Source organism: Chloroflexia bacterium SDU3-3 (assembly GCA_009268125.1).
Lineage (GTDB): Bacteria > Chloroflexota > Chloroflexia > Chloroflexales > Roseiflexaceae > SDU3-3.
The window spans coordinates 18240-38717 of sequence record WBOU01000004.1 but is presented as its reverse complement, the minus strand read 5'-3'; the positions used below and the strand labels follow the sequence as shown (position 1 = coordinate 38717).

16 protein-coding genes are annotated in these 20478 nt (G+C 70.0%); 11 read left to right on the top strand and 5 right to left on the bottom strand.

All coding sequences use genetic code 11. The annotated features are described in order from the left end of the window. Window positions 1-23: 23 nt before the first annotated feature. From F8S13_07500 to F8S13_07450, 11 genes are all read left to right on the top strand, one after another. On the top strand, window positions 24-866 hold the full coding sequence (locus tag F8S13_07500; protein KAB8143747.1) for a maleylpyruvate isomerase family mycothiol-dependent enzyme: 843 nt from the start codon (window positions 24-26) through the stop codon (window positions 864-866). A gap of 157 nt (window positions 867-1023) precedes the next feature. After that, the gene (locus F8S13_07495; GenBank protein KAB8143746.1) at window positions 1024-3810 is read left to right on the top strand and encodes a DUF4132 domain-containing protein; all 2787 of its coding nucleotides are present in this window, start codon (window positions 1024-1026) and stop codon (window positions 3808-3810) included. Window positions 3811-4243: 433 nt separating this feature from the next. Continuing rightward, window positions 4244-5500 carry a DUF4132 domain-containing protein gene (locus F8S13_07490; protein KAB8143745.1) on the top strand — a complete coding sequence of 419 codons (1257 nt, stop codon included), beginning with the start codon at window positions 4244-4246 and terminating at the stop codon, window positions 5498-5500. Between the two features lie 51 nt (window positions 5501-5551). Beyond that, window positions 5552-7075, top strand: coding sequence for a DUF4132 domain-containing protein (locus F8S13_07485; GenBank protein KAB8143744.1), 1524 nt, complete (start codon window positions 5552-5554; stop codon window positions 7073-7075). Continuing rightward, window positions 7076-8182, top strand: a complete 1107-nt coding sequence (locus F8S13_07480) for an AAA family ATPase (GenBank protein ID KAB8143743.1) — start codon at window positions 7076-7078, stop codon at window positions 8180-8182. Window positions 8183-8683: 501 nt separating this feature from the next. Then, entirely contained in the window at window positions 8684-9034 is a 351-nt protein-coding gene (locus F8S13_07475) for a hypothetical protein (protein KAB8143742.1), read from the top strand. 1 nt (window position 9035) lies between these two features. Then, the gene (locus F8S13_07470) at window positions 9036-11336 is read left to right on the top strand and encodes a hypothetical protein (protein ID KAB8143741.1); all 2301 of its coding nucleotides are present in this window, start codon (window positions 9036-9038) and stop codon (window positions 11334-11336) included. Then, window positions 11329-12450, top strand: coding sequence for a VWA domain-containing protein (locus F8S13_07465; protein KAB8143740.1), 1122 nt, complete (start codon window positions 11329-11331; stop codon window positions 12448-12450). Before F8S13_07470 ends, F8S13_07465 begins: the two co-directional genes overlap by 8 nt. A gap of 1 nt (window position 12451) precedes the next feature. Then, complete coding sequence (locus tag F8S13_07460; protein KAB8143739.1) at window positions 12452-14455, top strand: hypothetical protein; 2004 nt, start codon at window positions 12452-12454, stop codon at window positions 14453-14455. Between the two features lie 399 nt (window positions 14456-14854). Next, complete coding sequence (locus F8S13_07455) at window positions 14855-15151, top strand: hypothetical protein (GenBank protein ID KAB8143738.1); 297 nt, start codon at window positions 14855-14857, stop codon at window positions 15149-15151. Window positions 15152-15159: 8 nt separating this feature from the next. Continuing rightward, window positions 15160-16266, top strand: coding sequence for a hypothetical protein (locus tag F8S13_07450; protein KAB8143737.1), 1107 nt, complete (start codon window positions 15160-15162; stop codon window positions 16264-16266). 81 nt (window positions 16267-16347) lie between these two features. Here the strand turns inward: F8S13_07450 and F8S13_07445 are convergent, their stop codons facing one another. The 5 genes from F8S13_07445 to F8S13_07425 all read right to left on the bottom strand — a co-directional run bounded on the left by F8S13_07445 (window position 16348) and on the right by F8S13_07425 (window position 20426). After that, the gene (locus F8S13_07445) at window positions 16348-17241 is read right to left on the bottom strand and encodes a radical SAM protein (protein ID KAB8143736.1); all 894 of its coding nucleotides are present in this window, start codon (window positions 17239-17241) and stop codon (window positions 16348-16350) included. Beyond that, entirely contained in the window at window positions 17238-18557 is a 1320-nt protein-coding gene (locus tag F8S13_07440) for a coproporphyrinogen III oxidase family protein (protein KAB8143735.1), read from the bottom strand. The genes F8S13_07445 and F8S13_07440 overlap by 4 nt, the downstream gene beginning before the upstream one ends. Beyond that, window positions 18554-19360, bottom strand: coding sequence for a sulfatase-like hydrolase/transferase (locus F8S13_07435; protein KAB8143734.1), 807 nt, complete (start codon window positions 19358-19360; stop codon window positions 18554-18556). Before F8S13_07435 ends, F8S13_07440 begins: the two co-directional genes overlap by 4 nt. Before the next feature lie 4 nt (window positions 19361-19364). Continuing rightward, window positions 19365-20003, bottom strand: coding sequence for a class I SAM-dependent methyltransferase (locus tag F8S13_07430; GenBank protein ID KAB8143733.1), 639 nt, complete (start codon window positions 20001-20003; stop codon window positions 19365-19367). Between the two features lie 99 nt (window positions 20004-20102). Further along, window positions 20103-20426, bottom strand: a complete 324-nt coding sequence (locus F8S13_07425; protein ID KAB8143732.1) for a carboxymuconolactone decarboxylase family protein — start codon at window positions 20424-20426, stop codon at window positions 20103-20105. Window positions 20427-20478 lie beyond the last annotated feature (52 nt).

The window sequence follows — 20478 nt, the reverse complement described above, 5'->3', positions numbered from 1 at the left end:
CCACGCGCCTGAAAGGAGCGGAGATGCTTCGCCCGGTTGAGCCGATTCTGATCGCCCATATGCTGCCCGAGCTGCACGGCGAGCTGATGCAGCTGCTGCGCCCGCTCTCGCGCATGGGCTGGCTCTGGCCTACGCCCGTGCCGGACTGGGATGTGCACGATGTGGTCGCCCACATGCTGGACACCGACCTTCGCAGGGTCTCGTCGCAGCGCGACGGGTACCGCCCCGCGCCTATCGGCCCGCCGCCCGCCAGCTACGCCGAGCTGGTGGCGCTGCTGAACCGCCTGAACGAGCAGTGGGTGGTGGCCGCGCGGCGGCTCAGCCCCGCCATCCTGCTCGATATGCTCGACCTGATCGCGCCGCAGGCCCACGCGCTGCTGGCCGCGCTTGACCCGATGGCACCTGCCGCCATCGGCGTGGCCTGGGCGGGCGAGGGGGAGTCGGCCAACTGGTTCGATGTGGCCCGCGAGTACACCGAGAAGTGGCACCACCAGCAGCACATCCGCGAGGCGGTGGGCGCGCCGCTGCTGGTCGAGCGCCGCTGGCTCTACCCCGCGCTGGACACCTTCATGCGCGGGCTGCCCCACACCTACCGCGATCTGACCGCGCCAGATGGAACCGACCTGACGGTGGCGATAGCGGGCGAGGCGGGCGGCGAGTGGACCCTGGGCCGCCGCGATGGCGCGTGGCGACTGTTCTGGGGAGCCTCGCCAGCACCAGCCGCGCGCGCCGAGCTGGATGATGATACGGCCTGGCGTCTGTTCACCAAGGGCCTAGAGCCGGAGCACGCCGCGCCGTACCTGACGGTGGCGGGCGATGAGCAGCTGGGCAGGCAGCTCCTTCACCTGCTGGCGATCATGGCCTGAGCCATGTGACACACTCTGTCACATGTGCGGGGTATACTCTTCCTAGAAACAGCGCACGAGCACCATAGGAATGGAATGTCGGTATCGCGGCGGTGGCAGCGCCGCCGCGATACCGCGCCGCGCTGTGCCGCTGGAATGCGCGAAAGGCACTGGGAAGATGACCGCAACCGCGACCGACCATGATCGCATCCGGCTGGAGCTTGCGCCCACCGACTGGTTTCGCGCCCCCTGGCGCAACACCCCGCCGCTGCCGCGCCCGCCCGCGCCGCCCTTCGACCGCGAGCAGGCCCTAGAGTCGATCGTCAAGCATGCCAAGTATGGCACGTTCTGGTATGCCAAAAAGATCAGCGTGGCCGCCACACTCACGCCTCGCGAGGCCCATTTCTGGCTGCTGGTGGGCGCGGCGCTTTCCGACCGGCGCTACGATGGCAGCGCGCTCTATCAGCAGCTGATTGCCCACCCGCTTGCGGGCGATCTGGGCGCGGCGGATGTGCTGGCCATGCTGTCCCAGGTTGTCTACCAGCCCATGCCCTGGATGATCGCGGCGGCGCAGTCGTTCTGCGCGCCTGCCGAGCTGGTGCAGTGGCTGATCGATAGCGATATGCTTCGTGGCAAGACCATCCACGAGCATGCGGTTGTTGTGCGAAGTGTGGTCAATGGCTTCGGCCAGTATGTTATCCCCTACCTTAGCCTCGTGGAGCGGCGCGCCATCGGTCAGCAGATCCGCCCGCACCTGCTGCTCGCCGATTTCCCCAGGCCGCGCGCAGCGGTGTCGTTGTACGAGCGCACCGACCCTATTCCCATGGTCTTCTACCTTGCGGCGCTGTTTGGCGGCAGCGAGGACGTGCTGTGTGAGGTGCTGGAGCGCCTACCCGACAATATTGCCGCCACCGAGAGCTGGAGCGAGGGCTGGGTGCTTGAGGCGCTGCTGCTGGGCCTGGGTGGGCCAGAGCAGATCATGCGCCAGCGGCAGCGCTTGGGCATCGTGCTGCGCGGCGGGTTCAATGCGCGGCTCTGGCTGGCCGCGACAGCGGGCGAGGATCTTGCGGGCATCTACAGCGGCATGAAGCAGCTGAATAGCGATGGCTGGGGCCGTAGCTGCTTTCTGGATATGGCCGGCGCGCTGCCGCTGGTGATCTGCCCCGAGACAGCGCGGATCATGCTGGAGCTGGAGCAGGATCCCCAGCTGATCAGCATGGCCCGCGAGTGGCTGGATGCGCATGTGGAGCAGGCCATCGCCGGCCTCGCGCCGCTGGCCGCTGCCGACCACGAGCTGGCTGCGGCGGCGATGGATCGGCTGCGGCGCTACGCGCGGCGCGGCCACGGGGCGCTGGTGGCGGCCCAGCTGGGCGCGCTGCCGCCAGCCCAGGCCCAGCGCATCCGCGAGCAGGCGCTGGCCGATGCCTGCGATCTGCCGCCCATGGGCCAGCGCGACACGCCCGCCTGGCTGGCCGCTGCGGCGGCGTCCGCCCCCCGCCTGCGGCCAGTGGCCTGGCTGAAGATGCCCGATCTGCCGCCGCTGGTGGTGGGCGGCCATCGGCTCGCCCCCGAGCACGTGTCGGCGGTGGTGGCCGCCATCCAGTCCAGCCCCATGGGTGCGCGCCCGCCCCTGGTGGAGCTGCTGCGCCAGCACGCCTCGCCCGCATCGTGCGCGGCCTTCGCGTGGGCGATCTTCGAGGACTGGCTGGCGGCGCGCGGGCCGAACAAGGACAAGTGGGGCATCGGCGTGCTGGTGCAGCTGGGCGGCGACGGTGTGCCCGCGCGGCTCGGCCCGCTGGTGCACGAGTGGCCCGCCCAGAGCCAGCACGCCCGCGCCTGGCTGGGCGTCGACTGCCTGCGTATGATCGGCAGCGATGCCGCGCTTAGGCAGCTGAGCAGCATCGCGAAGACGGTGAAGTTTCTGGGCACGCGCAAGCGCGCCTCGCAGCATATGGATGCGATCGCCAGCGAGCGCGGGCTGACCCGTGCCGATCTGGAAGATCGGATCGTGCCCGACTGCGGGCTGGATGCGGGCGGCGGGCGCGTGTTCGACTACGGGCCGCGCCAGTTCCGCTTCATGCTGCGGGCCACCATGCGGCCCGCCCTGCGCGACGACCGAGGCCGCGTGCTGGCGACCCTGCCGCGCCCCAACGCCAGGGATGATGCCACCCTGGCGGCCACGGCCATGGCCCAGTGGCGGCAGCTGCGCGAGCAGGTGGCGGCTGTGTCCAAGGCCCAGGCGGTGCGCCTGGAGGAGGCCATGGTCGACGAGCGCCGCTGGGGTCGCGAGGCCTTCGCGCAGGCGCTGGTGCGCCACCCGCTGCTGGGCCACCTGGTGCAGCGCCTGGTGTGGGCGGCCTACGATGCCCAGGGCCAGCTGGCCGCGACCTTCCGCGTCGATCAGGATGGGGCATATGCCGATAGCAGCGACCGCCCCATCGATCTGGCGGCCTACCCCAGCGTGGGCATCCCGCACCCGCTGGCCTTGTCCAAGGGCGAGCGCGCGGCCTGGGGGTCGCTGCTGGCCGACTACCAGATCTTCTCGCCCTTCCCCCAGCTTACCCGCCCCCACGACCGCTTTACCCGCGCCCAGCGCGGTCGCGGCGATCTGAATCTGTTTGGCCGGGTCGCCATCCCCGCCGCCGATCTGCAGCGGGGCCTGGAGCAGCGCGGCTGGCTGCGCGGCGCGCCGGGCGACGGCACGTGGTTTAACTACCACATAAAGCCGCTGTCGCTGCCGCAGATGGACATCACTGCTATCGTCAAGTATGATCCTGGCGTGCATCTGGGTACGGCGGAGGCCGAGGATCAGCGGCTGGCCTTCTTGACCTTTATGCCGAGCCTCTGCGAGCCGAGCTATGGCCTCGATATGTTTAGCCATATTCCGCTCGGCTATGTGCCCAAGGACGCGGTGGTGGAGATGATGGAAGAGCTTGCCGCCGTGATGGAGTATGGCCACACCTAACATGTTTTGGACGAAACCCAGGCTGTAGGCTGAGGCGCAGCCTGGCGATCGGTGGCACAATAGCCGGGTACCCGCAGCCAGCCGGAGATGACGCTGAGCGAGCGATGAGCGAGGATCCACACCACGCTATCGACCCTGACGCTGGCCAGGCCACGCCGAGCATTGGGCTGAAGAATCTGCCCTATCGGTTCTATCGCTACCTTTCTGCCCATGGGCGCTGGAGATGAGTAGGTCACCCAGCTCTCGCTATAGATCACCCATGGGCGCGGCGGCGCTCTTCCGCCCGACGTGCTGCGGTCGCCGATCTTCCAGGGCGGGCTGTGCGAGGCGCTGTGGCACCTGACGCAATTGTCAGAGAAGCCTCAGATTCGGCTCTAGCGCGAGCTGGGCTGGTGAGCGATACTGGGAGAATCTGCATGGGGACGAATGCTGTATGGAACGTGCCAGCCTGCGCCGAGGTGAGCACATGATCAGGGCATTCTGGGAGCGCGTCACCGGCAGGGCGCCAGCCGTCGGCCCCGATTCCACGGGTGTCCTGCGCATCCCGCGCCAGATGGTCTACGGCCTCTCTCGTTTCGTCGATGCGAACGCCCTGCTGGATGGCGATGACTACCCGCAGATCGAGCGCCAGTTCTACCGGATGCTGCACGGCGAGCGCGGCGAGCATATCAGCCCTTCGCTGGCGGGGTCGGCGGCCTTTGTGGGCGCGCTGTGCGATGCGGCCTACCTGGCCCCCATGGCCTCGCAGCGCCAGAGCGCCCACACGCTGATCGACCAGATCGCGGCGGCGCGCGGGGTCGATCGCCAGCGCTTCGAGCTGGACTGCCTGCCGAACTGCGGCCTGGATGGCGACATCCGCTTTGTGGGCGCGCGCGGGCACGTGTACGCGCTGACCATCGGCCTGGGGCACAGGCCGCTGCTGCGCGGCAGGGGCGGGCGCATGCACACCGGTGCCCCCCACGATCTTGACCACGAGCAGCGCCAGCTGCTGCGGCGCGCCAAGCTGCTGCTGGGCCACAAACTGCGCGCCCAGCGGCGGCGTCTAGAGCTTGCCATGCTCGGCGGGGATCGCTGGGATGCCCAGTTCTTCCTTGGCGAGATGCTGCCCCACCCGCTGCTGGCCTGGCTGTGCCGCCACGTGCTGTGGGCTGGATACGACCAGGTCGGCAACCTGATCGAGGCCTTTATCGTACAGGAAGATGGCAGTCTGACCAGCGAGACCTACGGTGCCGCGCGCGTGGGCGAGTACGCCACGGTGGGCGTGCCGCACCCGGCGGACATCCCGCCGGAGCGCCTGGCGGCCTGGGTCGAGCTGCTGGATGATTTTCCCTACCAGCCGCTGTTCCCCCAGCTGCGCCGCCCGGCCCCGACTGTGCGCCGCAGCCCTGCCGAGCTGACCGCGCTGCTAGCGACGCTGCGCTTTCAGGCCGAACCGCTGTGCGCGGCGCTGCGCGCCCTGGGTTGGGATGTGCGGTATCCCATCCTGCAGGTGCGCTATGCCCTGCCGCATATGGACGTGGGCGCACTGGTGGAGATGCAGGCCCAGGTGGGTGTGGTTCAGCTGCTGCGCTACAGCTTCGAGCGCGCCGGGCTACCTGTGACGCCCGATCAGGTTCCGCCCCGCTTGATGAACGAGGTGCTGTGCCACCTGGGGCTGCTGGTCGAGGATACGAGGCTTCGTGCTGGATAGCGGGGCCGGGCGGGCCGCACGCTGCTCACGATTGGGAAGAGGATTGACGCTATGACCGAGAGAGCCTTCGAGACCCGCGATGCGGCGCAGGAGCTGCACGATCTGCTCGCCAGCGCCGCGCCGATCGGGCGGCTGCGCTGGCTGCACCCCGAGGAGCTGCCCGCGCTGGTGCTGGGCGGCCAGCAGCTGGGCTCGGTGGTGCGCCTGCTGGGCGCGCTTCAGCGCGGCGACCTCCGGCTGCCGCAGGTGGCGGCGCTGCTGCGGGCGCACGCCGACCCCCACACGCTGCGCGCCTGGCTGCTGCGCCTGCTAGCCCAGTGGGAGGGCAGCCGCACGCCGGGCCAGTGGGTGTTTGGCGCGCTGGGGCTGCTGGGCGATGGCGCGCTGGCCGCCGAGCTGGCCAAAAAGCTCTACCTGTGGCGCGGTGCCAGCAAGTACGCATGGGTGCGGATGGGCATGGGCGCGATCGCCACCATCGGCAGCGATGCCGCGCTGCGCCAGCTGAACCTGCTGGCCGCGCAGGATGAGTTCCGCTCGCTGCGCTCCAGCGCTGGCGAGCACATGGATCGGATCGCCGCCGCGCGCGGTGTCTCGCGCCAGCAGCTTGAGGACATGATCGTGCCGCGCTTCGGCGTCGACACGGGCGAGCTGCAGCTGGCCCTAGGCGCGCGCCGCTTCCGTCTGGTGCTCGACCCCGATCTGGCCCCGGCCCTGGTGGAGCAGGATGGCCGCCACTACCGCGCCATGCCGCGCAGCGCCCCCGGCCTGCCGCCCGAGCAGATCGCCGCCGCGCAGGAGGCATGGCGCACCCTGCGGCGCGAGGTGAACCACGAGATCCGTACGCAGTCGCGTCGGCTGGAGAGCGCCATGGTGGAGGGGCGGCGCTGGGCGGCGGGCGACTGGCGGCGGATCTTCCTGGGCCACCCGCTGCTGGAGCCGCTGGCACGCCAGGTGCTGTGGGCTGGCTACGATGATGCTGGACAGCCGATCGAGGTGTTCTGTCTGGCGGGCGACGGCAGCCTGACCAGCGAGAGCTATGGGCCGGCCATGCTCGACGCCTACGCCGCCGTCGGCATCCCGCACCCGGTCGATGCCACGCCCGCGCGCCGCAGGCAGTGGGATGAGCTGCAGCACGATTTCGACATCCTGCCGCTGTTCCCCCAGGCGGCGCGCACGATCTACACGATCAGCGCTGCCCAGGCCAGCGAGACCAGCATCCCCGGCCTGCCCGAGGGCAAGCTGCGCGCCGGGGTCTCGATCTCCACCGCATCCAAGGGCTGGCGGCACAGCGCCTACCAGACCTACGATGCGTTTTCGCAGATCGTGATGACCCGTAGCTTCGCCGGCCCTGGCATCACCGCTGTGGTGGTGTGCCAGATCTGCCCCGAGCAGCACTACGAAAGCTCGCAGCGCTGCTCGGAAGGCTACTTTGTGGCGGGCGGCGTGCCCGATCTTGAGTCCGGCGTGCTGCCACGGCGCATCCCGATGGGCCAGGTGCCGCCCGCGCTGATCAGCGAGGTGCTGTGCGACTGGCACGATCTGTTTCGCAACCCGCGCCACCACTATGAGGGATAGATGACACACGCTTCCAACGCCGACCCCATGTCCCACATCCAGCGCCCGCCCGCCGAGTCGCTCTACGCCGATGAGATGGCCCGCCTGGCCGCCGCCGAGCGCGGCGCGCCCCGCCCCCAGGGCTGGCGGCTGACGCCGCGCTCGGTGCTGTCGTTCGTGCTGGGCGACGAGCGCCTGGGCATCTCGCCCAAGTTTGTGGGCAGCCGCAGCCTGGTCGAGCGCTGCGTGGTGTCGCTGGCCACCAACCGTGGCCTGATGCTGATCGGCGAGCCGGGCACCGCCAAGAGCTACCTGAGCGAGCTGCTGGCCGCCGCGATCTCGGGCGACTCCACATTGATCATCCAGGGCAGCGCGGGCACCACCGAGGATGCGATCAAGTACTCGTGGAACTACGCGCTGCTGCTGGCCGAGGGGCCAAATGAGCGCTCGCTGGTGCCCGCGCCGCTCTACCGGGGCATGAGCGAGGGCAAGGTGGTGCGCTTCGAGGAGATCACCCGCTGCCCGCTGGAGATCCAGGATACCCTGCTCTCCATCCTCAGCGACCGCGTGATGGCGGTGCCCGAGCGCGAGGACGCGGGCCGCGTGCTGTTCGCCACGGTTGGCTTCAACATCATCGCCACCGCCAACACCCGCGACCGTGGCGTGAACGAGATGAGCGCCGCGCTCAAGCGCCGCTTTAATTTCGAGACGATCCCGCCCATCCAGGACATCCGCCAGGAGATGCGGCTGGTGCAGCGCGAGACCGAGCGGCTGCTGCAGCGCTCGGGGGTGCCGGTGGCGCTGCCGCCCGACCTGGCCGAGCTGCTGGTCACCACCTTCCACGAGCTGCGCAGCGGCAAGACCGCCGAGGGCAAGGGCATCGACCCGCTTAGCTCGGTGATGAGCACCGCCGAGGCGGTGTCGGTGGGCTACGCGGCCTGTGTCCACGCCTACTACTACGCGGGCGGGAAGGTGGCCCCTAGCCACCTGATGCACAGCCTGCTTGGCTCGGCGCTGAAGGACACGCCCGAGGATCGCGAGAAGCTCCAGCACTACCTCACCCACGTGGTGAAGGAGCGCAAGGGCGCGGCCTGGCGCGCGTTCTATGAGGCCCGCCAGGAGATCTAGAGCGCGGCGCTTGCCCATGATATAGGGCCTCTCCTGGCGTTACTTTTGGGGTGCTTCCGCGTTTGGCCGACCGACGGGACTGGTTGGGGCTTCGATGATGAAGGGTGCTTGCGCTTACTGGGTGGATGGCCTGCGCGGGCGGCGTTTGGCCGACCGACGGGAGATGAAGGGTGCTTGCGCTTACTGGCTGGATGCCCTGCGCGGGCGGCGTCCGGGGGCCAGCCCCCGGAACCCCGCCAGGGGCATCGCCCCTTGGAACCCCAATTTGCAGCGTTCCTATGCCGAATACTGGCGGCTGGTGTTCGTGCATATGGCCATCAAAACATAAGCAGCGCCTTCGCCGCATGGGCCGGGTGGGTAGGGTGGCGTAGTGTCGCCAAGATGCGAGAGGTCCGCAGCAAGAGCGCATAGCCTTGCACCATGGCGGGTCCGGCTTGCAGTGTGGCAGAACAGCGACGATTAACCAATGGCCGAACATCAATAACGAGAGAGGAATGACGGATGTCAAACGGATATGATGACTTCTCCATGCTCACGACCTTTTTCTCGCAGCTGGTGTCGACCGTACCGCTGCTGGTGATCTGGATCATCGGCCTGGTGCTCTCGCTGACGCGCATGGGTCAAGATCGACGCTACCAGCTGACGGCGGTGGCCTTTGGCATCTTCCTGCTGGCTGGGCTGGCCGGGTCGTTCAGCGGCGTGCTGATTGCCTCGGTCGCAGCGCGCTCGGATATTACCACTGCCTCGTGGGTGATTGGCCTGTTTGGCCTGGCGATCATGGCGGTCAACTGTGTCGGCTGGGTTCTCCTTCTGCTGGCGCTGTTCCGCCGCCCTGCCCCTGTGGACGCCTAGCATGCACCCTGGCATCTTCTCCACCGCTGGCGACATGGTGTTTTTGCCGGTGCGGCACCACAGCCCCGCGTGCGCCCGCGCGGTGCGGGAGGTGATTGTCGCGCTGCGCCCCGCCGCCATCCTGATCGAGGGGCCATCCGATTTCAACGACCGGATGGGTGAGCTGGCGCTGCCGCACACCCTGCCGATCGCGATCTACAGCTATGTGCAGCTGGGTGGGGTGCGGCGCGGTGCGTTCTACCCCTTCTGCGAGCACTCGCCCGAGTGGGAGGCGCTGCGGGCCGGGCGCGAGCTGGGCGCGGCGCTGCGCTTTATCGACATGCCCTGGGCCGACATGGCCGCGCCCGATGTGGCGGCCCACCGCTACGCCGACGCCGAGCTGCGCGAGAACCCCTACATCCCCGCGCTCTGCGCCCGCGCGGGCGTGGATGATTTCGACGCCCTGTGGGACACCCTGGCCGAGATCGACCCCGCGCTGACGCCCGCCCAGCTGTTCGAGCGTGTCCACCGGCTGTGCTACCACATCCGCGCCAGCGGTGGGCCATCCGCCGAGGATCTGCGGCGCGAGGCCTTCATGGCCCAGCAGATCCGTGCCGCCCGCGCCGAGCTGGCCGGGCCGCTGCTGGTGATCACGGGCGGCTTTCACAGCTACGCGCTCTACGCCCAGCTGCACGGCCTCGCGCCGCTGGAGGCCGCCGCCCCGCCCGATACCGCGCCTTCCCCCACCCCCGACGAGCGCGGCATCGCGCTGACGCCCTACACCGAGCTGCGGCTCGACAGCCTGAGCGGCTACGAGGCGGGCATGCCCAGCCCCGGCTTCTACCGCCAGATCTGGGGCGACCGGCAGCGCGGCGAGCGCGGCACCTACCGCACGCTGCTGGCCAGCGCCGCCGTGGCCCTGCGCCGCCGTGGCCAGATCGCCAGCACGGCGGACCTGATCGCGGTGGAGACCAGCGCCCGCGCCCTGGCCGACCTGCGCGGCCACGCCGAGGTCTGGCGGCAGGATCTGATCGATGGTATCATCAGCGCCCTGATCAAAGAGGCCGCCGAGCCGGGCCACCGCAACCCCTTCCTCGATGCCCTGCGCGAGATCCTGCGCGGCGACCAGCGCGGCAGGCTGGCCGATGGCGTGGCCCTGCCGCCGCTGGTGGGCGACATCGAGCGCCAGCTGCGCGAGCACGGCCTGACGCCGGGCGAGCAGCAGCGCAGGGTGCAGCTCGACCTGGAGCAGCCCGCTGATCTGGCGCGCAGCCGCGTGCTGCACCAGCTGCGGGTGATCGGGGTGAGCGGCTTTTCGCGTGCGGGCGGCACCGACTTTGTGGCCCGCGACGATCTGGTGACCATCTGGGAGGACTGGCAGATCGTCTGGACGCCCGATTTCGACGCCAACTGCATCGAGTCGGCTATCTACGGCACCACGCTGGCCGAGGCCGCCTGGGCGCGCTTGATCGAGCGGGCGGGCGGGATCGAGCGCAGCGCCGCCCAGGCCGCGCTGGCCCTGCTGGATGCCTGCCTGATGGGCCTGGGCGAGCGCACCGCCGAGCTGATCGCGCTGCTCTCTGGGCTGGTGGGGCAGGATGGCGACTTCTTCAGCCTGACCGCCGCGCTGGGCCACGTGCTCTACCTCTATCGCTACGACCATACGCTAGGTGCGGTGGGCAGCGCCCGTATCGGCGGCCTGCTGGCCGAGATCTTCGAGCGCTCGCTGTGGCAGCTGGCTGTGCTGGGCCGCCCCCAGGGCCAGGACCGCGAGCTGGTGGCCGGGTTCCAGGTGCTGCTGCGCAGCTTCGAGTCCTGCGAGCACGCGCTGGGCCTCAGCCGCGCCGATCTGGTGGCCACGCTGCGGCAGGTGGCCGCCTCGACCTCGCACGCCAGCCTGGCGCGCGGCGCGGCCACCGGGGCCATGTGGGCGCTGGGCGAGGCCCCGATCGACCAGGTGCGCGCCGACATGCGGGCCTTCGCCGCGCCGGATGTGCTGGGCGATTTCCTGGCCGGCCTGTTTGCGCTGGCCCGCGAGACCGTGCAGCGCCACGCCGAGCTGCTGGCGGGCATCGACGCGCTGCTGATGGACTTCGACGGCGAGGAGTTCCTGCACGCGCTGCCCGCCCTGCGGCTGGCCTTCTCGTTCTTCACCCCGCGCGAGAAGGCCCAGATCGCCCAGACCCTGGTGGGCGACGCCGACAGCTGGGAGCTGACCCACTTGGATGTTGACATCACCACCGCCGCCCGCGCCCACGCCGCCGAGCGCAGGCTGCTGGCCATGATGGCGCGGTTTGGCATACGCGGAGGCGAGCATGGATAGCGAGCAGGAGCGGCGGCAGCGCTGGCGGCTGGTGCTGGGCGAGAGCAGCGAGCAGGCGCTGGGCGGGCTGCAGGGCGAGTGGCAGGGCCGCGACACCGCGCTGGGCTACCTCTACGACCGCGAGTATGGTGCAGATCGCAACACCCGCGCGGGGCACGGCTCGCTGGATGCCTCGCAGCTGACGGTGCCCGACTGGATCAATATGGTGCACGAGCTGTTCCCGCGCCGCACCATCGAGCGGATCGAGCGCGACGCGCTTGACCGCTACCAGCTTGAGGAGATGGTGACCAACCCCGAGCTGCTAAAGCGCGCCCAGCCGAACCAGACGCTGCTGAAGGCCGTGCTGCGCACCAAGCACCTGATGAACCAGGAGGTGCTGGCCCAGGCCCGCCGCCTGGTGAACGCCGTGGTGCAGCAGCTGATGGAGCAGCTGGCCCGCGAGATCCGCACGCCCTTCAGCGGCGCGGTCGACCGCCGCCGCCGCTCGTTCCTGCGGGTGGCGCGCAATTTCGACGCCCGCACCACCATCCGCCGCAACCTGGCCAACTACGACCCGCAGCGCCAGCAGATCGTGATCGGCCAGCCCTACTTCTTCTCGCGCGTGCGACGCCAGGTCGACCGCTGGCAGCTGATCATCCTGGTGGATGAGTCGGGCAGCATGGCGGGCAGCGTCATCCACGCGGCGGTGACGGCGGCGATCTTCTTCGGCATCCAGGCGCTGCGCACCCACCTGGTGCTGTTCGATACCTCGGTGGTGGATGTGACCGAGCACTGCACCGACCCGGTGGAGACACTGATGAAGGTGCAGCTGGGCGGCGGCACCGACATCGGGCAGGCGGTGCGCTACGCGGCCCAGCTGGTGGAAAACCCGCGCCGCACTATCGTGGTGCTGATCAGCGATTTCGAGGAGGGCGCGCCGGTGCAGCAGCTCTACAGCGCGGTGAAATATCTGACCGAGAGCGGCGTGACACTGCTGGGGCTGGCCGCGCTGGAGAGCGACGCCAGCCCCCGCTACGACCACGGCGTGGCCGCCCAGCTGGTGAAGCTGGGCGCGCATGTGGGCGCGATGACCCCCGGCGAGCTGGCCGCGTGGGTCGCGCAGAAGGTGGCCTAGCATGCGCGCCGACCTTCTTGCGCTCACCCACGACGATATGGCGCTGCTGGCCAACCGCGGTCTGCTGAAGCGCGCCCTGCAGGAGCTGCAGTCGGGCGACCTGAGCTACGAGCTGGAAGAGGATGCCGAGCAGAATGTGACGGTGCGCTGGTCGGATGGGGTGGCGTGCGATCTGCCGGGTGGCGTGACGCTAGGCGGCGGGCGCTGCAGCTGCGCGTCCAGCGGGATCTGCCGCCACCTGCTGCGCTCGGCGCTGGCCTACCAGCAGCAGCACGTCCAGCAGGCGGGTGCGCTCGCCGCGCCCAGCGGCCCTTGGGATCCTGGCCAGATCGCGGATGTGGAGATCGGCGCGCAGCTCTCGCGGGCCGCGCTCACGTGGGCCAGGCACGCCTATGAGGCGGGGCACGTGGTGGAGCTGGTGCGCAGCGCCAAGCCGAGCGCCACCATCCACTCGCTGGCCTGCACGGTGCGCTTTCTGGTGCCCGGCGACCTGCGCTACACCCACTGCGACTGCGCCGAGGCTGCGCCCTGCCGCCATGCGGCCCTGGCGGTGTGGGCCTTCCGCCTGCTGGATGCCGCCGCCGCCAGCGGGGTGGTGGAGACCGCGCCTAGCGCGGGCGAGGCCCCGTTGCCGCTGCTGGACGCGCTCGACGCGGCCCTGGCCGAGCTGGCCGCGTGCGGCCTGAGCGCCGCGCCCCAGCCGCTGGTCGAGCGTCTGCGCCGCTTGGATCTGCGCTGTCGCGAGCAGGGCCTGATCTGGCCCGCCGACACGCTGGCCGAGCTGGCGCTGCTGCACGCAGCCTACGAGCGCCACGATGCCCGCTTCAGCCCCGGCGAGGCCGCCGCGCTGGTGGGCGAGCTGTGCCTGCGGGCCGACGCCATCCGCGCTGGCACCGGCGCGGTGCCGCAGCTGTTCATCCGCGGCTCGGCCAGCGACCACGAGACCGCGCTGCGCTCGGCCCATCTGATCGGGCTGGGCTGCTCGGCGCGCTTCCGACGCGGCGGGGTGGAGCTGGTGGCCTATATGCAGGATGCCGCGACTGGCGCGATGATCGCCATCCCGCGCAGCTGGGATGACCCCACCGACCCGGCCAAGCAGCCGCCCGCGCTGTGGCAGCTGGCCCAGCAGACCGTGACGCGCGGCGCAAGCCTGGCGGCCTTCGGCGGGGGGCAGGCGCTGGTGCGCGGCGGGCGCAGGCAGCCCAACGGCAGCTACGCCCCGGCTGGCCAGATCGCGGTCAGCCCGCAGCACTACACCTGGGAGCGCCTGCACGCCCCGCTGCTGGCCGAGGACTTCGCCGAGCTGTCGGCGCGGCTGGCCGCGCTGCCGCCTGCGGCGCTGCGCCCGCGCGTGCTGGCCGATGGCCTGTTTGTGTGCGCGGTGGCGGGCTGCCGCGATGCCAGCTTTAACCCAGCCACCCAGGAGGTGCAGGCCACGCTGGTGGACAGCGCGGGCGCGGCGGCGGCCCTGATCCACCCCTACACCGCGCGCGGGCGCGGCGGGGCCGAGCAGCTGCTGGCCAGGCTGCGCGATCAGCCCGACGCGCTGCGCTTTGTGGCCGGGCGCGCGCGGCTTGGCCCCGGCGGCCCCGTGTTCGCGCCCACCGCCCTGGTGTTTCAGGATGGCCCGATGCGCAGCGCTCTGCTGCCCTGGGTTGCCCCCGACATCCCCAGCATGGCCGCGCTCGGCCCTAGCCCCGCATCCCAGCCCCACACCCGCGACCCGCTGGCCGACTACTGGGAGCAGGTGGACGAGGCGCTGGGCGAGCTGCTGGTGGTGGGTCTAGCCCGCGCCGACGCGCGCATGGCCCAGCGCTGGCGCGCCTTGGTCCAGCAGGGCAGCCAGCTGGGCTTTCGCCACGCCCTGGCCCCCGCCGAGCTGCTGGCCGCCCTGCTCGACGAGAAGGCACACCGCATCCGCTGGGATGCCGCGCCTGCCGCCCGCGCCGCCCTGGCCCTGGCCCGCGTGGCCGCGCTCGCCGCCGACGCTGTGGCCCAGGTCTAGCGCGCCGGTTTCCGCAGTTGAGGGCCTATGCATCTCTAAAACCACTGGGCTGGGCGAATGGGCAAGAAGCATTGCCGACGTTCGCCCCCAGCACGATACGCCCCGGGGTAAGCACTTTTCTTCGTGTCTTTGTGGTATGCGTCCCCCTTTGTTCCTTGGTGCCCTGGAGCCTTGATGGTAGAGATCGCCAGTGTGTCGCATAGGCCCTGTTCCCAACATGCCCCTGAATCTGTTTCCGACCATATCATGGTACAATACGATCATCCAGCCTTGGTTTGCCCTCGCACTACACCGCACCCCAATGCCAGATTTCACTGGATTGATCTGTGACAGCAGCTGTCACATGTGTGTGCTATGCTCGACCTGTAACGACACGAGACGAACGTCAAGGAGGCCCCTATGTGGCGACATGGTGATGTGATGATCGCAGCCGCCCCCGCGATCCCCGAGGGCGCGAAGCTTCAGCCCAATACCGTTCTGGCCTACGGCGAGATCACTGGCCACAGCCACCGCATCCAAGATCCGCGCAGCGCCCAGCTGTGGGAGCACGGCGGCATGCTGTTCCTGCATGTCACCGCCGAGAGCGCGACGGTCATCCACGAGGAGCACAAGCCGATCACCCTGGGCCGCGGCCTCTACCGTGTCTGGATGCAGCGCGAGTACACGCCCACCGCCATCCGCCGGATCGTGGACTAGGCGCGCCCGTGAGCAAGAAGAACCACGAGCCTGCGTTCACGCCCGGCCAGCCCATGCGCGCCGAGGACGCCCAGAAGCTGCTGAACCAGCGCCCGGCGAGCGAGCTGGCCGGGCTGGTGGTGAAGGGCCATCTTTCGCTGGCCAATAACCCCACCCGCACCGAGCTGCCCGCCGACCTCGCCGCCGATAGCCTGGATGTGAGCGGCTGCACCAGCCTGCGCGCTCTGCCGCCCGGGCTGAAGGTGCGCCGCCTCAATGTGAGCGGCTGCACCGCGCTGGAGGCCCTGCCCGAGGGCCTGCAGTGCTACGAGCTGGTGGCGCGCAGCACCACGCTGCGTAGGCTGCCCGCCAGCCTGCGCGTGGGCTACCGCCTCGACCTTGAGGGCAGCGCCAGCCTCACCGAGCTGCCCGAGGGGCTGAAGGTCGGCTCGCTCATCCTGCGCGACTGCACCGCGCTAGAGCAGCTGCCCGAGGGGCTGGATGTCTACTTTTTGGACATCGCGGGCTGCACGCGGCTGGCGCGCTGGCCGCAGCAGGCCGCCGTGCGGGTGGGGCGGCTGAATGCGCGGGGCTGCCTGCGCCTGACCACCCTGCCGCCCTGGCTGCGCGAGCTTTCGCAGCTGGATGTGAGCGGCTGCGAGGCCCTGAGCGACCTGCCCGCCGAGCTGACCATCACCTCGTGGCTGGACATCGCGGGCACACAGATCGGCTGGCTGCCTGTGGCCGCGCGCGGGGCGCAGCTGCGCTGGCGCGGCGTGCCGATCGAGCCGCGCGTGGCCTTCCAGCCCGAGACGATCACCGCCGCCGAGGTGCTGGCCGAGCAGAACGCCGAGCTGCGCCGCGTGCTGCTGGAGCGCATGGGCTACGAGCGCTTCCTGGCCGAGGCCGAGGCCACCACGCTCGATACCGATACCGACCCGGGCGGCGAGCGGCGGCTGCTGCGCGTGGAGCTGGAGGGCGACGAGCCGCTGGTGTGCGTGGCGGTGCTGTGCCCCTCCACCGGGCGGCAGTACCTCATCCGCGTGCCGCCGACGATGCGCACATGCCACCAGGCCGCCGCCTGGATCGCTGGTTTCGACAACCCCAACGACTACCACCCTATCGTGGAGACGTAGGGATTTTTAACCACGAAGACGCGAAGGCTCGAAGATTCTTAAGAATCTTCGAGCCTTCTTTTTTGCTGAGGCGAGCTCTTTTTACCTTCGCGTCTTCGTGTCTTCGTGGTTTGGTTCAAGCCAGATAGGGTTATGGGGAACCCGCTCCAGCAGGCCGTCGCCGAAGACCTGCTGGAGGCCCAGGTGGGGCATGTGGATGTAGCCGATGTGGCAGCCGCAGGTCTCGTTGGCGCAGGGGCGCGGGCGCAGCGCCTGGGCGAAGCCGGGGTCGTAGATGTTGCCAATCGGCTGCTTGATGAAGTGGCAGCGGCGCATGGTGCCGTCGCCGTCGACCGAGATCACGGTCTCGCCCGCGTCGCAGGGCTGGCCAGCGCTGGGGTGGCGCTGGTTGTTCACGGGGAAGAGCGGGTCGACGGCGGTGAGGCGGCGCACATCCTCGGCGCTGTAGTAGCCCGGCTCGCGCTTGTAGGCGTTCACCCACAGGTAGATCTCGGGCGGCAGCTCGGCCCGCAGGGCCTCGATCTCGGCCTCGTGCTCCTTCATGCCCACCACGCCCACGCTCAGCCGCACGCCGCGCCGCAGCAGCTCGCGGCACTTTCCCACAAAGCTGGCCCGCGCCACCTGCGTGGGGTGGTAGGTGGCCCAGATGCCCACCCGCGCCTTGTCGCATCGCTCCAGCCAGTCGAGCCGCGAGGAGAGGTTGGTCTGAATGGCCACCTTGGCCACGTGCGGCATGTTCGTCAGCGCCACGAAGGCCATCTGGTAGCGCCTGCGGTTCAGGGCCTCGCCCCAGGGCGTGAAGAACACCGAGATGGTGTCGCCCGCCCGCTCGCCCACCCAGCCCACGAAGCGCTCCAGCGCCTGCCTATCGCGCTCGTGCTCGGCGCGGGTCTCGGTGTGTTTGGCGAAGGGGCAGTAGCTGCAGCCGTAGTTGCAGCTTGAGAGCGGGCCACGGTAGAGGATGCTCAGATTCATGTGAGGTCGAACTCCTCCATCTGCCGCTGCACAGACTCGGCGTAGAGCCACGGCCCGATGGCGTCGGAAAGCTCCATGCCGCGCTCGGTGAGCCGCATGCGCTCGGGCGAGAGCGTGGCCATGCCGCGCTCGGCCAGCGCAGCCAGCTCGGGCAGGTGCGCGGTGGCCGCGCCGCCGAAGCGGGCCTGGTAGGCCGCCATGTCCAGCCCCTCGGCCTGCAGCAGCGACTGGATGACGTAGCGGCGGCGCGAGTTATCCTGGCCCATCAGGAAGCCGTAGTGCGCGCTGGCGAATGAGGCGTCGTCGCGCCGAATGTAGTCGGCCAGGATGGCGCGCACGCCCGTCGCGCCCACGGCGTACTCGCTGGAGTAGTGGGCGGCGCTGGTGTACGACCTGGCCCCGCAGCCCAGGCCGACCATGCCATCCTGCTGGCAGCAGTAGACCGGCCCCTCGCCCGCCGGGGCTGTGGGCGAGCGGAACATGCGCATGGAGAGCTGCACATAGCCATGCTCGCGCAGGAAGTCGCGCCCGGCGCGGTAGCAGGCCAGCCGCACGTCGTCCCACTCGCGCTGCCTGCGGCCAAGGCCGGTGAGCGGGCGCACATACAGCGGGTAGAGGTAGAGCTGCTCGGGCTGGTAGCGCAAGGCCGCGCGCAGCGTCTCCAGCCAGCTCGCCACGGTCTGGCCGTCGATGCCGTAGATCAGGTCGATATTCAGCGTGGGGAAGCCGAACGAGCGGATGCGGTCGAGCGCTCGCTCCACATCGGCGGTTTTCTGCGGGCGGCCTGCGGCGGCGGCCTCGCGCTCGATAAAGCTCTGCACGCCGATGCTGATGCGGTCGGCCCCGCGCTCGCGCAGCACGGCCAGCCGCTCGGCGTCGGCGGTCTTGGGCGAGGTCTCGACCGAGACCGGGATGTCGTGGGGGCGCACGCGGTACCCGCGCTCGGCGATGTCGAACAGGCGGTGCAGGTCGGCGGGGGGCAGGTAGGTCGGGGTGCCCCCGCCGATGGCGAAGCGCGCAAACTGGGCCTGGCCCAGCGCCTCGCGCACCTGGGCGGCCTGGCGCTCCAGCGTGTCCATGTAGGCCCGCTCGATGTCGATGGCCGGGTTCACGGTGGTGAACAGGTTGCAGAAGCCGCAGCGCATCTCGCAGAAGGGGATGTGCATGTACAGAAACAGGGCATCACGCTGCTCCTGCGCCCACAGATCGCGCAGCGGGATGGGCCGCTCGAAGCGGCGGTAGGCCGTCTTGTGCGGGTAGGCGTAGGCGTAGGAGCGGTAGGGCACGCGCTCGATCTCGTCGATGGGTCGGGTCATGCGCGCACCTCCGGCAGCACGAACTCGGCGTAGGGCACCTCCCATACCACCGGGTGGTTGATCCGGTGGCCGGTGTAGCCATCCTCGCCGTAGGCCGTGCCGTGGTCGGCGCAGATCACCCAGAGCGAGGGGCCGCGCCGCCGCAGCGCCTCTACCAGCGGCGGCAGCTGGCTGTCCACATAGGCCAGGGCGGCGGCGTGGCTCTCTAGGCTGTCCTCCTGCGCGCCGGGCAGGTACATGCGGTTGGGCTGGTGCAGTGCCGACACGTTGATGAACAGGAACACCCGCCGCCCCCTCGGCTGGCGGGCCAGCGCGTCGAGCGCCACCCGCACCTGGCTGGCCGTCGAGTCGGGCGCGGTCACGCCCAGCGCGGGCGACCAGTGGCTCTCGGCGAACAGGCCGGGCAGCACGCTGCTCAGCGCGTTCTGCTTGTTGAAGAAGCCCACCCCGCCCACGCAGATAGTGTGGTAGCCCTGTGTGGCCAGCCCGCTCACCATGTCGGCCTCGTCAAAGACGAAGGTACCCTCCGCCGTGGTCTCGCTGCCGGCGAAGCGCGCGGCGAACAGGCGCGGGTGCCGCCCCGGCGCGGCGGGCGTGGGCAGGAAGCCCGCGAAGAAGGCCTGGTGTGCGGCGTAGGTGAAGCTGCCGGGCGTGTGGCGCTTCTCCCAGCCGCCTGCGGGCAGCAGCGTGGCCAGGTTGGGCGTGCGACCCTCGCGCAGCTCGGCTGCGGCCACATCGTAGCGCAGGGTGTCGAGGGTGATCAGCACGATGTCGTGGCTGCCCACGAGCTTGTTTGCGTCCATTGGCTCACCGCCTCTCTAGCACGATCGCCAGGTTGTTGAACTGGCGCGAGTCGGGGCCGGTGGCCAGCTGGGCGCGCACCCCGGGCGTGCGGCCCAGTTCCTCCGCCAGCGCGGCGGCCTGGGCGTGCAGCGGCCAGTAGGTGCGCTCGCCCGTCGGCTCGGTGCGGGCCGTGGCGAAGATGGTGGCGCTGCGCCCGCCAGGGGCCAGCAGCCCGATGATCCGCTGGAACACCGCCATGGGCTCGGGCCAGAAGTAGAGCGTGTGGATGCTCAGCACCTTGTCGAACTGCGCGTCGCGCAGCGGCAGCGAGGCCAGGTCGCCGCGCATCAGCGCCAGCCGCCCCTCGGCCAGGGCCGCGCGGTTGCGCCGCGCCGAGGAGCGCAGCATCGTGGGGGAGAGATCCAGCCCCACGATGTGCTCGCACAGGCTGCACTGCAGCGCCAGCGCCAGCCCCAGGCCCGGCCCGCAGCCCAGATCCAGCACGCGGTCGCCCGCGCCGATCTGCAGCAGCCGCATGGCCCAGGCGTTCTCGGGGGCGTGCTGCCGCACCATGCGCTCGCCGATCACCCGCCCGACTGGCCCGCTCGGCTGCTGGTGCTGCCGGTCGATGTAGCTTGTCCACCGCTCGCGTAGGGATGTCATCGCGTCTCTTGCTCCATGTCTGTATGTGCTCGTGATGGCCCTATCGTACCGCGCGGCGGTGACAGGTTGTGTCACAGGCGGGGTGGTTTTCTGCGGTGCCTACTCCGCGTCGTACGCGGCCAGCGCGGCGGGTAGCGACTGGGTGACGCCGTTGCCTGCGGCGGGTAGGCCCAGCAGCACCGCGCTCACCACCTCGCCGCGCGAGGCCCCGGCCTGCTTGGCGCTCTGCACGTGGAAGGGGATGCCCGACTCCATCCGCAGCGCGGCCAGCACGGCGATGTAGGCCAGTTCCTCAGTCTTCTTGTCGAGCGCGCTGGCCTCGTCGAGGCCGTGCACGGCGGCCATCCAGGCCTGGGCGTGCGCGGGTGCCTCGCTGAGGAAGAGCTGGAAGGCGTTGCTGATGGCGGGTTTTGGCTGCGACATGGGGTGCCTCCTTAAAAGATTGGCTGTACCCCTGTATTATAGTACGGATGTG